This is a genomic window from Sphingobacteriaceae bacterium (genome assembly GCA_016715905.1).
Lineage (GTDB): Bacteria > Bacteroidota > Bacteroidia > B-17B0 > Aurantibacillaceae > Aurantibacillus.
Genome location: JADJXI010000010.1, coordinates 1 through 11,797, shown reverse-complemented (window position 1 = coordinate 11,797; position 11,797 = coordinate 1). Strand labels below are relative to the sequence as shown.

General features: G+C 35.2%; 17 protein-coding genes and 1 tRNA gene. All 18 read right to left on the bottom strand.

The genetic code is table 11. From position 1 onward, the window contains the following. Positions 1-721: 721 nt before the first annotated feature. The 18 genes from IPM51_12095 to IPM51_12010 all read right to left on the bottom strand — a co-directional run bounded on the left by IPM51_12095 (position 722) and on the right by IPM51_12010 (position 11,571). Positions 722-910 (bottom strand): hypothetical protein, encoded by a 189-nt coding sequence (locus IPM51_12095; protein MBK9285038.1) that lies wholly within the window; start codon positions 908-910, stop codon positions 722-724. Positions 911-1,318: 408 nt separating this feature from the next. After that, a complete protein-coding gene (locus IPM51_12090) occupies positions 1,319-1,477 on the bottom strand; it encodes a hypothetical protein (GenBank protein MBK9285037.1) in 159 nt (52 codons plus the stop codon). Positions 1,478-1,567: 90 nt separating this feature from the next. Continuing rightward, the gene (locus tag IPM51_12085) at positions 1,568-1,933 is read right to left on the bottom strand and encodes a hypothetical protein (protein MBK9285036.1); all 366 of its coding nucleotides are present in this window, start codon (positions 1,931-1,933) and stop codon (positions 1,568-1,570) included. Positions 1,934-1,958: 25 nt separating this feature from the next. Beyond that, positions 1,959-2,117, bottom strand: coding sequence for a hypothetical protein (locus IPM51_12080; GenBank protein ID MBK9285035.1), 159 nt, complete (start codon positions 2,115-2,117; stop codon positions 1,959-1,961). Positions 2,118-2,502: 385 nt separating this feature from the next. Further along, on the bottom strand, positions 2,503-2,742 hold the full coding sequence (locus IPM51_12075) for a hypothetical protein (protein MBK9285034.1): 240 nt from the start codon (positions 2,740-2,742) through the stop codon (positions 2,503-2,505). Between the two features lie 353 nt (positions 2,743-3,095). Further along, a tRNA-Met gene (locus tag IPM51_12070) sits at positions 3,096-3,168 on the bottom strand. A gap of 102 nt (positions 3,169-3,270) precedes the next feature. Then, positions 3,271-3,438, bottom strand: coding sequence for a hypothetical protein (locus IPM51_12065; protein ID MBK9285033.1), 168 nt, complete (start codon positions 3,436-3,438; stop codon positions 3,271-3,273). 109 nt (positions 3,439-3,547) lie between these two features. Further along, the gene (locus IPM51_12060) at positions 3,548-4,159 is read right to left on the bottom strand and encodes an AAA family ATPase (GenBank protein ID MBK9285032.1); all 612 of its coding nucleotides are present in this window, start codon (positions 4,157-4,159) and stop codon (positions 3,548-3,550) included. A gap of 207 nt (positions 4,160-4,366) precedes the next feature. Further along, positions 4,367-5,137 carry a hypothetical protein gene (locus IPM51_12055; protein MBK9285031.1) on the bottom strand — a complete coding sequence of 257 codons (771 nt, stop codon included), beginning with the start codon at positions 5,135-5,137 and terminating at the stop codon, positions 4,367-4,369. Between the two features lie 316 nt (positions 5,138-5,453). Beyond that, positions 5,454-5,612, bottom strand: coding sequence for a hypothetical protein (locus IPM51_12050; GenBank protein ID MBK9285030.1), 159 nt, complete (start codon positions 5,610-5,612; stop codon positions 5,454-5,456). 91 nt (positions 5,613-5,703) lie between these two features. Next, a complete protein-coding gene (locus IPM51_12045) occupies positions 5,704-6,036 on the bottom strand; it encodes a hypothetical protein (GenBank protein ID MBK9285029.1) in 333 nt (110 codons plus the stop codon). Positions 6,037-6,141: 105 nt separating this feature from the next. Beyond that, entirely contained in the window at positions 6,142-7,068 is a 927-nt protein-coding gene (gene dcm, locus IPM51_12040) for a DNA (cytosine-5-)-methyltransferase (protein MBK9285028.1), read from the bottom strand. Positions 7,069-7,163: 95 nt separating this feature from the next. Continuing rightward, entirely contained in the window at positions 7,164-7,487 is a 324-nt protein-coding gene (locus IPM51_12035) for a hypothetical protein (protein MBK9285027.1), read from the bottom strand. Next, positions 7,477-7,815, bottom strand: coding sequence for a hypothetical protein (locus tag IPM51_12030; GenBank protein MBK9285026.1), 339 nt, complete (start codon positions 7,813-7,815; stop codon positions 7,477-7,479). Before IPM51_12030 ends, IPM51_12035 begins: the two co-directional genes overlap by 11 nt. Positions 7,816-7,985: 170 nt before the next feature. After that, a complete protein-coding gene (locus IPM51_12025; GenBank protein MBK9285025.1) occupies positions 7,986-8,225 on the bottom strand; it encodes a site-specific DNA-methyltransferase in 240 nt (79 codons plus the stop codon). Between the two features lie 15 nt (positions 8,226-8,240). Further along, positions 8,241-8,789, bottom strand: coding sequence for a site-specific DNA-methyltransferase (locus tag IPM51_12020; protein ID MBK9285024.1), 549 nt, complete (start codon positions 8,787-8,789; stop codon positions 8,241-8,243). A gap of 639 nt (positions 8,790-9,428) precedes the next feature. Further along, positions 9,429-9,536 carry a DNA cytosine methyltransferase gene (locus IPM51_12015; protein MBK9285023.1) on the bottom strand — a complete coding sequence of 36 codons (108 nt, stop codon included), beginning with the start codon at positions 9,534-9,536 and terminating at the stop codon, positions 9,429-9,431. A 1,669-nt stretch (positions 9,537-11,205) separates the two neighbouring features. Further along, complete coding sequence (locus tag IPM51_12010; GenBank protein MBK9285022.1) at positions 11,206-11,571, bottom strand: site-specific DNA-methyltransferase; 366 nt, start codon at positions 11,569-11,571, stop codon at positions 11,206-11,208. Between the last annotated feature and the right edge of the window lie 226 nt (positions 11,572-11,797).

Below are 11,797 nucleotides of genomic sequence, written 5' to 3'. Positions count from 1 at the left end.
GGGAAAATAGTTCGGCCATTCTTTCCCTCTCGGCTGGTCGTGTTTCTGAATGCTTGGTCGTGGAGTTTGTCTATTTCAGTCCTAACAGCTCCGTAATGAGTGTCATAAGTCAGTTTAGCTAATTTTATACCCTGTTCGGCTAATATCTTTCTTTGTCCTACTTTAGATTGATAGTCAGGGTTTGTTCTGTTATCATAAAGTATTCGGCTAATTGCTTTATATCTATCTTGGTAGCACTGCCATATTTTTAGCAAATATACAATTTATTTAATATGTTCCACGTGGAACTTATTTCCTTATTAAATAAGCTATATACTTATTCATCCTGAACCATATTTCTTCACTTCAAAGGCGATGTTGTTTTTTTTTAAAACGCCTCACAACTCTCTGCACATCCGTCAATCTTCTCCCTTTAGCCATCTTAACTATCTCGTGTATGGCATTGATGATAAAATCAAAATGTCTTTGGTGAAAGATTACCACGGTAAAAGTTAAACGGTGGGTTTAAATCCGTATTTCGAGGATTAAAATAACCATATTTATCAGTCATTGATTGCCACCACTCGAAAGATTTAGGTTCCGTACCATATTCCTACACAATCTTAAAATATCTTCTTCCAACAATTTATGCAATTTCCTTCGTCTCCGTGTATATTTAAATCGAAATCTTGAGCACCCCACCACGAACTGATAAAACTTTTATCAACGGGATTCAAATCAATCAAAGGATACAAGATTTTGTCTTTTTGTGGCTTGCACTTTTCCTGCCCTCTTCGTCTTTTCTAATGCCAATTGCAACATGATAACCTGCCCAACCAAGTTTTCTTGCAAATGCTTTAATTGTTCTTTGTTTCAATATTGTAGAACAGAACGGGGTATTTGTAGAAGGGATACCAACTTTTGAAATCATTTTTCAAAAGGTTCCCCTTTCCGTGAAGCGGTGTTATAAGAAACAATTTTTTGGGTTAACTCGCCACCCTTTTTCAGAACCAGCTCTATATTCCACCCAAAAAATAGGAATATTCCATTCAAGCGAACACTCATCTATAAAAAGCAAAGTGCCCTCTGCTTCCAATCCCGTATTTGCAAATACAACTTTTTATGTCCCACTTTGTCTTTCTTCCCACTCATTGAATAACCACCATAGCATATAAGCGGACGTTCTGCCTCCGCTAAATGAAACTAATAATTGTTTCTTTTTACTCATTTCCCACCTTTTTAGTACTTCAAAGATAAGTCATTTTCGCTTTAAAAACAAAGGTAACTATATACTTATTGGGACTAAATTCATTCCTCCGAAAGTCCAAAATCTCATTTTTTAGACTTTCTTCTTTACAGGCGTATAATCCGGTTTTGGTTCTTTAACCAACGCCTTGATTACCTGATCAAATGTACCGTGTATCTTTAACGGCTTATCGTATTTTGAAGCCCGAACTTTTGGTTCTTTTGGGGCTTTGTCCTTTTTTGGTTTGTCCATGATTATAATTTAGTTTCTGGAACAATATTGAGGTTGAGTATATTCGTTCAGGAACGGGAGATAGACCGCTTTGTCAGGAATGCAAAGATCTTAATGATGCCGGAAAATAGTCCCTGTCTGACAATGGAGACGAAATTCTAATTCATTAAATGGTTTATCCCAATTGTTACCAATTGAAATTCCATCGGTAACATCTGAATAAACGGTTGTCTTTCTATATACTCGCTTTGCGTCCGATACATTCAGGTTATGCATTGCACACAATTCGTATGCCCGTATCAAATCAAATTCATCACCAAAAAACCTAACAGTTGGAACATCAAAACAATGCCCCCTTCCTCCCTGACAAGATTCAAATGTTTCAAATCCGTATTTATTTAGTAATGCAACTGCTTCTCGGATGCCAAAATCAAGACCCTCTATTTGATCAACATCAAATTTTTTATTTAGTCCCATTAGCTATATAGTTACCTTTAAATATTTATTCATTCGTTACTGGTTTTGGCTTTTTCTTAACCAGCTTTTTAATGAGCTTGTAAACCGATACGAAATTTATTTTGAATTTCATTTTACCGTATTTCACATATCCAAACTTGCCCGGCTCTTTGCCCCTGAATCCTGATTGAGTCCATCCACTCATATTTATCGGCTAAATTTCCTTCGCACATTGGAGCTGTTATGAAGTGTTGGAATTTCTCTTGGCATATTGCGCAGTTGGCAGTTGTGAAATCGTAATAATCGCACATTACAAAAGTTCCGATAAGCAAGACAAATGCAATAAAAAATAGAATGGTTTTTCGTTTCATGGTTTTGGGATTTATTCTATGGGGCATAAAACTTTTACACCGGGAAAACATCGCTTAACTTGTTGGATATGATCGTACCTATCCTCCGGCTCCCCACAAATTAAAACCCTGTCAATCTGAGGGTGTCCTTTTACTTCACATGGGATGCACTCGGTTTTATGGCATCCGAAAGCGGAGAGGATTAAAAAACAAATCAATAGCTTTTTCATGTTTTACTTTTTAAAAAGGCATTTCATCATCATGGGTTACTTTGATTGGTTGCATTTGGTTTTGACCTTGTGTTTTTTTGTAGTTCGGATCAGGAACAAAATCATCCACCTTTACCGAGTGGGTTCTGTATTCCGTTTGGTTTTCCGGTTTAAGTGGAAAAATTACAAGGTCAATGCTTTTGTGTTCGTTTCCGTTTTTGTCCTTCCATGTTTTGATCTTGTCCTTTGCCTGTCCTTTGGAAACTCCCAAAGAGCTGTTAAGTCAATTTGCAATTTGATTCCGTTGTTTCCAATTGTTCGGCCATTGCCGACATACATTTCTTTTTTTTCAGTACTCATTTTATTGAATTAGTTTAGTGATTGCGTTTGTTACCATAATTGAAAATCCAATTACCACGATGTACAAAATGATCCCTTGAATTTTTCCGGGTTGTGAATCGTCGTGTTCGTATCTATTTTTCATTGCTTTTAAAATTGTGGGGCAGCCTCAAACCGCCCCGAAGTTTTGGTTATTAATTTGCTTTTGCCATAGTTCATTTTAAAAAACCAGCCCGGTAAATGAATAAACCCGGACTGGAACTTATCAAAATTCAAAACAAATTGTTGCGGAGACAGGAGTCGAACCTGTGCCCTCCCGGTTATGAGCCGGGAAATCTTCCAACTGATATACTCCGCGATGAAATCCCCTCCGTTGAGGGGTGAAAATCAAAAAATATTTACCTGCGAATGATATTACAAATATAATGTTATTTTGCTAATATGTTGCTTCTGAAATATGTTAAATACTGCACTTTTTTTCAATATTTTCGATCTTTAAATTACCCAGCCGCTTGGCCATGATGTTGATTCCGGCTTTTATAAAAATCTTGGTTTCAGAACTCATTTCCCTTTCGACTTCAATTTCTAAACAAAGTTCCTTTCTTAGTTCTTCTATTTGATTTTCCATTTGGTTCAATTTATTTGCTTGTTTATTCTTGTTTTTGCTTGCATTCAACTTTTAAAACCTGAGCTTTCCCATCGTTATGGGAGTAATTCAGGTAATTCTGATGTAAGGCTTAAAATACCCTACACATACGTGTTTCTTTTGCTCTTTCCATAAATTTCAACAACGTGGAACATTTCTTTGAATCGGTCAATACTCCGCCATCCATGTATGAAAACAGGGTCAATGGTTTAGATTCATCATCCAGCACAATGTTTGAACTTATGAACGTGAACAACCCTTTTGATTTCCATAGTTCGTATCGGTTTTGGATGATCTCATTCATTGAGTATTTATAGTCTCCATAATGCGAGACTTGGTTTATCTTCTCGGTCATGTCATCCAAAAACAAATGACTTTCATTGGCATAAGTTAGGTCAACTTCGTGGCCGTTGATCTTCTTTGAAATGTCCCTTGTCATGGATGACCACAGGACTATGCCGGGGTTTTTGATAACGTTAAACGAAATGTGCGCTGATTGAATCGCTGCCCGTAAAAGCGTTGTTTTACCTATTCCGGGGCTTGACCAAAAATAAAGGCCGCCTTTGCCATTTAATGTTTCGTTGGGTAGGTCAAAAATGAAGTCGATAATTAGTTTACAAGCATCCGCATAGGATTGATCCTGTTTGATTTGCTCGGCTATCTCTGCCCCTGATTTCCCGATAACCGAAACTAAGACTTCCAAAAACTTGTTTTGCCTCGCTTTCCATGTACATTTTTTTGACTGGATGATCCGGCATTGAATTTACATTTTCCCAATATTCTTTGGATTTTTCGGTTACCGGAAGCGGTGCGAATTGCTCCTCGGTGCGCTTTCTCCACTTAGCATTGTAGGCATCAATTTGAGCCTGGGTTACTTGGGCGGAGACTTGTACGGTCGTTTGGTCGGTTGTCATGCCTGTGCTGTTTTTGGGATCATTCCTAATCTTTCCATTCCTTTGCGGTTATGTTCGTCTGCGATATCCAAGACCCCGGAGTTAATTCGTAAGTGGTCTTGGCTGGTTCCGTTTTGGAACTTGCCTGTTTTTTTGTCGGTAAGGTTTCGCATAATCCAGCCACGTGCTGATGCTTTCCAATCCTTCATTTTGTTTTTGCCGACTTTCCATCCGTTGGATTCGTAGAAAGCGAAAAATCTTCCAGCTTCCATTTCGGTCGAGTTTTGATTTTTGAAAAATTTAATGGTTTCGTTTTCCGTTGGTTTTTGAAAATTGTCCTCTCTCTTAATTTCTTTACTTTTATTATTTAAAGAATTAATATTAATATCCTTATCCTTTTCTTTATCCTTATCCTTAACCCTATCCTTAACCTCTTTTAGAGGTTTATTTGAGGTCAAATCTTTAAATGTTTGTATATCAATATTATAGCAATTTTCAAGGCTAATTTTTTCGTTTTCGTAAATTTTCAAAATTGACAGATGAACCCTTGAATTATCGTTAAAATTTTTGCCGTATTGGAACGAAAAAAAACCGGGAAAAAACCAATTTCCTGACTCCAAAACAACCACTCTGATCTTGCCTAAATTAAAAAATTCAATCGCTTTTTTGAGGTCAATTAGACCACAAATTGAGGTAAACAAGACCTTGTTTGGTCTCCAAATTCCTGCGTGATTGCATTTAGCTAATGCGAAATTCCAAAGTAATTTATACTCGTTTGGCATTTCCAAAAACCAATCTTCGGCCCAAATTTCCGTGTCGATAAACCTCTTAGCCATTGTTAATAAAAAAACCCCACCCTGAAACCATCCAAGCGGTGCAAAAACAGAGGCATCATGCGGCCTTTTGTTTCCGATTGAATGGCCTCAGAATGAGGCGTATTTAAAAAGATGGTTACTATTCTTGGCATGATTTATTGTTTTTGCACTACAAATATATATTTATTTCTAATATATTCACCTTTTATGTTTTAAAAAGTTTTTAACATTTTTTTTCGACTATTTTCGAGCCTTGCCCGGCCTCTGGACAGCACCCAGTCTGACATCTTTATGCACTTTGTGGGGCAGTATTTCTTCCGGCCTTTGGGATGATCTGAGCCAAACCGAATTGATCTGCATACTTTTTAAAGGTGTTTATTGACACCCCCACCAAATGCGCTGCATCTGCTAAAGTCAAAGGTTCGATTAATAGTTTTGCAAGGGTCATTTAGCTTTTATTATTCTGAGTTCTGCGCCCGGATCAATTTCGTTAATAAGTGCGGTTAATAGCTTCCATTTTATTTGCCATAACGGCAATTCTAAGCCCTTGACTTGATATAAATTCGCTGTCCGTGTTTGTCGGTTGCGATAAAATCAATGTAGTAATTGGCAATAAATACGCCATTGACCCTCAAAGGAATTTTAACTTGCCTTTCCCATTTTAATATATCTCCTGACTTAATTTGCCAGCCTAAATCTTGAGCGACTTTTGCTTCAAGTTTGGAATCGTATTTCTTCTCTCCATATTCAGTTGAAACATTTTTATACTTCGATTTTGTTCTAAATGCTTTTAATCCCATTTGTCTATAAGATGATGCCGGAACCTTTGTAGCTCCTTCAATTGGTTTTAGCTTTGGGTCTGGTTTAAACATTCGTTATTGTTTTATAAAATATTGCGTATGTTTTTATCGCTAATTAAATCCATTTGGTGGGATAAACGATAGTTTGTAGCGTGTATAAATGAGTTAGTGGCAATACTACAATAGTCCTCCAAAGATGTGAGCTATCACATTAACAGTCCATCCATTACCTAACATTTCATATCTTTTTGAAGAAGAAACATTATCTGTATAGTTTATAGGAACTCCTTGTAATTTTTCAACCTCATTTTCAGTTAATCGTCTTATTTCTCCATTTGGTAAATATGTTTTTGTTAAATGTCTTGCAGCTCCGTGAGTTGATGCAGATAAACAACCCATAATACCATCATATCTAAAAATACTATCTTGTTGATGTTTTCCTGCTTTATGTCTTATAATTTCGTTTTCACTCCATTTAAAATTTAAGTCGAGAATAGATTTTTGCTTTTCAGTTAAGTAATATTCGCTTGAAGCATCTTCTAAAATATCGTTTATACAATGATTAAATGAAGTTGGTATATTTTTAACTTTAATATTAGTCCAATACAATCTTGGTCTATTTTGTGGTACAAAAAACTTTGAATTTATTTCTATTGGTTCAACTCCTAACGCTTCTGAAATTATATCTTGCCATTCTTTTTTCATTTTTACGTTTTCAAGCAAAAAATAAGTTGGTTTAACTTCTTTTAATATTCGTACATATTCCCAAAATAAACCGCTTTTGCCATCAAAACCTGCGCCTCTACCAGCATTTGAAAAACTTTGACAAGGACTCCCACCAATTAATAAATCTATTTTTGGTAAATTACTTGATTTTACATCTAATACGCTACCAACTTGCAATGTATTTGGATAATTTTTCATCGTTACTTTAATAGCTTCTTTTTCAATTTCAGAAGCGAAATATTTATTAACTTTTATTTTTGCCTTTTCTAATGCTATTTGTCCGCAAGACATACCGTCAAAAAGGGATAGTACATTTAAACCCGTACTGCCACTAACACGGGTTTGGCAAAATGGCTGTTCAGTAATTCTATCAATCATTCGTTTTTAATTTTTAAGTTTAGTAATTCTATTTAGCTTCTGGTTCAGCCACTTCGCCAAGCCCGAAAACGTTATATGCTATGCTGTGCGAAACCCTAAAATGGCAAGTCATCAGACACAGGCTTTTTTGTTTTAAAACACATTCTTACTTTGTATGGGAATTGATACCTTACATAACGCCAAAAAACATTGCGACACCAGTATATTTTCCATATAAGCCATATTTGACATTTAGCATACCAGTTATACTCAAATTCAGTTATTTTGCAGCAAAAAATACTACTTGACAAACTGCCTTCAATTACTTTTACCTCAAAAGCATTTTTATACATAAAGAAAACAGGATTTAACACAACATCCCATTTCATTAATTTGTGCTTTGCTTTTATCCTTATTGGTAATCTTAAACTACTTTTCATTACTTGAATTATTTAATTGTTCGTGCCTTAAACCCATTGTGTATGATTTGTAATTAATATGCTGTTGTTTTTCATTGAACATATTAAAATCAACATCTTCGCTTTGCCAGTTTAATATCAATCCTTTTGGCTGTTTAGTATTTAAGTCCAAAATAATATCCGACAAATTGAAAAAGTATTGACAAGCAAATGAAGCTATGCCACCAACTTCATCACCTATCCAACCGTCAAAATCAATCTGTTGCTTATTGCAAAACTTTTGCACCCATTCATTACATACAAATTCATATTGTCTATTGAGTTCTTGTAATTTGACTGTCTTTGCCATATTTAATTTTACACCCCGAAAAAAGCACAGCATATAACAGGGGTTTTGCAATATGGTGGCGATAGTGCATAATTCAAGCCTTGTACTATCAATAAGCTTTGGTGGTAAGTTGAAACTTTTGAACCTTGAATGCCACCACATCGCAAAGCCCTGATCCGTTAGTGGCAATGCTACCCGAACACACGAGCAACTGCCAAATCATAATATTTTACCTCTTTTTCAATTCCAATAAATTTTCGGTTCAACTCCTTTGCTCCTAAACAAGTTGTTCCTACTCCCATTGTATTATCCAAAACAAGATCGCCATCGTTTGAATAAGTAAGCAATAATTTTTTAATTAGTTCCAATGGTTTCTGTGTTGGATGCAACCTATTTAATCTTGCCTTCTCCTGTTGAGAACTTTTGCACACTTATGGGTTTTTAATTCATATCAAAACTTTTTGTACCATTTTTTGTTGTTTCAACATAACCTCCTGTAAACTCTTTTCTGTTTTCTCGTTTTCTATCTCCTCTCCTATGTTCTTTTGGTTTTTAGTTAGTTGGATATTATATGTTTGGTTTCCAAGTTTAGATGGTGTAAATAAACAAATATCCTCTGTTACCTTTAACAGCATTTTTTTACTATTTAAATGGTTTCCTGCAACTTGTTTATCCCAAGTAATTCTTTGCCTAAATTGTTCTAAGTTTGAGCATATCAAAGTGCTTGTAAATGGCTCATCAGCAAACAAAAGTATATTTCCATTATCCGAAATAATTCTTTTATATTCAACCCACAACTTGTTTAGGTCTAAAACACTATCCCACTTACATTGAGTTGTTCCGTAAGGCAAATCTGCCAAAATAAGTTGAACCGATTTATCAGGAATAAGAGGTAAAATATCCATACAATCAGCATTGAACAAAGCACTGCCACTAACATCGGCTATATGCAATGCCTTATTTTGTGCTTCATATTTAAGTTTTTCTATATCCATAGGTTTCTACTTCGTATTAAATTTAGTGCAAGTTTGTCGGCACTGCACATAGCCGTAGCCGTTAGTGGCAATACTACAATAGTCCTCCAAAGATGTGAGCTATCACATTAACAGTCCATCCATTACCTAACATTTCATATCTTTTTGAAGAAGAAACATTATCTGTATAGTTTAGTAGGAACTCCTTGTAATTTTTCAACCTCATTTCTCAGTTAATCGTCTTATTTTCCATTTGGTAAATATGTTTTTGTTAAATGTCTTGCAGCTCCGTGAGTTGATGCAGATAAACAACCCATAATACCATCATATCTAAAAATACTATCTTGTTGATGTTTTCCTGCTTTATGTCTTATAATTTCGTTTTCACTCCATTTAAAATTTAAGTCGAGAATAGATTTTTGCTTTTCAGTTAAGTAATATTCGCTTGAAGCATCTTCTAAAATATCGTTTATACAATGATTAAAATGAAGTTGGTATATTTTTAACTTTTAATATTAGTCCAATATAATCTTGGTCTATTTTGTGGTAAAAACTTTGAATTTATTTCATTGGTTCAACTCCTAACGCTTCTGAAATTATATCTTGGCCATTCTTTTTCATTTTTACGTTTTCAAGCAAAAATAAGTTGGTTTTAACTTCTTAATATTCGTACATATTCCCAAACAAACCGCTTTTGCCATCAAAACCTGCGCCTCTACCAGTATTTGAAAAACTTTGACAAGGACTCCCACCAATTAATAAATCTATTTTTGTAAATTACTGATTTTACATCTAATACGCTACCAACTTGCAACGGATATCAGGATAATTTTTCATCGTTACTTTAATAGCTCTTTTTCAATTTGAGTAGCGAAATATTTATTAATCCTTCATCTTTGCCTTTCTAATGCTATTTGTCCGCAAGACATACCGTCAAAAAGGATAGTACATTTAAACCCGTACGCCACTAACACGGGTTCGGCAAATGGCTGTTCATTAATCATCAATCATTCGTTTTTAATTTTAAAGTCTAGGTAATTTATTTATTTCGGATTCAGCCACGCTGCCAAGCCCGGAAAACGTTAGCTGCAAGTACTATTGACCCGCTCTGATTAAACATTGTGAATGAAAAGTTTTTAAAATTTCAGCCCGCTTTTTTTTTTCTCAACAATAAAGTATGAATGAAACTTCTTGCGTGGTGTTGGTTGTTGTGGTTAAGTCCAATTATCCTGTTTTTATAAGAAGATGAAAAAGGTCTTTGTTGTTAAAACCAATCCTTTCAGCCTCATTCATAATGTATATATGTGAAAACCATTGTTTTCCACTACTTACAACATCTTGGCATTTAATTATCAGCGTTCCATTTGGCTCAAGTATTCTATAAAACTCTTCTCAACATTCTGAATACCATTTCCAAAGGTCTTGTATATACCTAATCCGTGAAACTTTTTCGCCAATAATGCTTGAAGGCTTTGTTTTGTGTGTCCTACCACGAATGGCGGGCCAAACATTGTTTATGAAATGCTATTGTCCAAGTGTGGTAAATCATTTACGTTTACCTGTAAAGTATCGTTTGTTTGCGGAAACAAATCAACCTTTTTTCTAAAGGCTCATCAATGCTAGCTTTGTTGTAAAATTACCTTGCGGAAATGTTTGGTCTAATTCAATGCCTTGTGGGCAATGAAGTTTTACTATGTCACGTAAGAATTTCGTGTTGGTCATAGTTTATTGTCGATATTACTTTCCTGCTCATTTTAAAACTTTTTCTTTAGTGCTCTTGATTCAACATTCTGCTAATGACTGCCAGTGTAGTTAACACGGGCTAAACGGCATTAAAAACGACCGTTTAGCCCCATCCGTTAGCTGATGACCCATTGACCATTCCAAAAGTTTAGACTTGATAACTAATTTAAGTTCATCAACTTTTGACAATGGACATCGAAAAGCAAACTGTTTTAGTTCCTTCTGTTGTATTTAGGTTTAGCAATCTGACCCTTGCCGGGCGCCCTCTTTTTCTTTTTCTTTAGGCTTCAAATTCTTGCAACCCATTTTAGAAAAGTTTTTGAGCATCTGCAAAACAAGCCACCCAATATTTACTATTATCGCTAAGCTTTAAATATGTAATTTTATACAGTTGTTTGCCCATCTGTTAGCACTTTAAAGCAGAACTGGTCGATGTTGTTTCTAAATTCTAATATGTTTTTTAAATTTGTCATTTTGTTTACTTTTTTTGTTGATACAAATATACAACATTATTTTGAATTTGCAAACTATTTCAAAGATATTTTCAATTTATTTTTTAAAGTGCTGATAACCAAAGAGATAAAAACAGCAGCTAACACGCAATTGGCAAAATAAAAGCCATCAAGTGTAGTGCTTAACATCAACGGTAGTGCAAGGCTTTTACTTCGCCAATCGCCACCGTTGTGTGCAAGTGCTACCATAGTGCCATTTGACGAGTTTGTTCTTCAAATCGTTTGCAAGCCTTTCGGTAATAATCTGCATCAATTTCATATCCTATTAGTTTTCGTTTCATTTGGTGGCAAGCTATGGCGATACTTCCACTTCCTAAATGAGTGTCTAAAATCAAATCCCCTTCCTTTGTATAGTTTTCAAGTAGCCATTTGTATAGTTGTGTGGGCTTTTGGGTCGGATGTATTTTAGTTGTTCTTTCTCCGCTGAAATGATGCCATCTAAACATTCTTGTAGTTCCTTTTATGTTCTGCCAAGCAAGTTCAGCATCAGCCATTGGATTAGTTCCGTTCATCTTATCCCACACAACAAATCCATCTGTCTTACCCAAATAATCAAGGAAGTAATTCCCGCCCCAAATAATTTGATTTTTAGATACTCTAAACAATTCGCCCCAATATTCAGCGGATGGAGTTTCGCTATCCCAATCTTTTTTTATATGCTTAACAACATTATTATGTTTTTTTCTTGTCCTATTTCTTCCATCCGCTTCTCCAATCCCATAAGGCGGTCAACTATTGCCAAATCAAATGGTTGTCGTTAAAGCGTTTTAATGC

Bases quoted from the DNA above. Each gene is read 5' to 3' on its own strand.
- IPM51_12095 (MBK9285038.1), bottom strand. From the start codon at position 910: ATGATTTCAAAAGTTGGTATCCCTTCTACAAATACCCCGTTCTGTTCT.
- IPM51_12090 (MBK9285037.1), bottom strand. From the start codon at position 1,477: ATGGACAAACCAAAAAAGGACAAAGCCCCAAAAGAACCAAAAGTTCGG.
- IPM51_12085 (MBK9285036.1), bottom strand. From the start codon at position 1,933: ATGGGACTAAATAAAAAATTTGATGTTGATCAAATAGAGGGTCTTGAT.
- IPM51_12080 (MBK9285035.1), bottom strand. From the start codon at position 2,117: ATGAGTGGATGGACTCAATCAGGATTCAGGGGCAAAGAGCCGGGCAAG.
- IPM51_12065 (MBK9285033.1), bottom strand. From the start codon at position 3,438: ATGGAAAATCAAATAGAAGAACTAAGAAAGGAACTTTGTTTAGAAATT.
- IPM51_12050 (MBK9285030.1), bottom strand. From the start codon at position 5,612: ATGACCCTTGCAAAACTATTAATCGAACCTTTGACTTTAGCAGATGCA.
- IPM51_12045 (MBK9285029.1), bottom strand. From the start codon at position 6,036: ATGTTTAAACCAGACCCAAAGCTAAAACCAATTGAAGGAGCTACAAAG.
- dcm (MBK9285028.1), bottom strand. From the start codon at position 7,068: ATGATTGATAGAATTACTGAACAGCCATTTTGCCAAACCCGTGTTAGT.
- IPM51_12035 (MBK9285027.1), bottom strand. From the start codon at position 7,487: ATGAAAAGTAGTTTAAGATTACCAATAAGGATAAAAGCAAAGCACAAA.
- IPM51_12030 (MBK9285026.1), bottom strand. From the start codon at position 7,815: ATGGCAAAGACAGTCAAATTACAAGAACTCAATAGACAATATGAATTT.
- IPM51_12020 (MBK9285024.1), bottom strand. From the start codon at position 8,789: ATGGATATAGAAAAACTTAAATATGAAGCACAAAATAAGGCATTGCAT.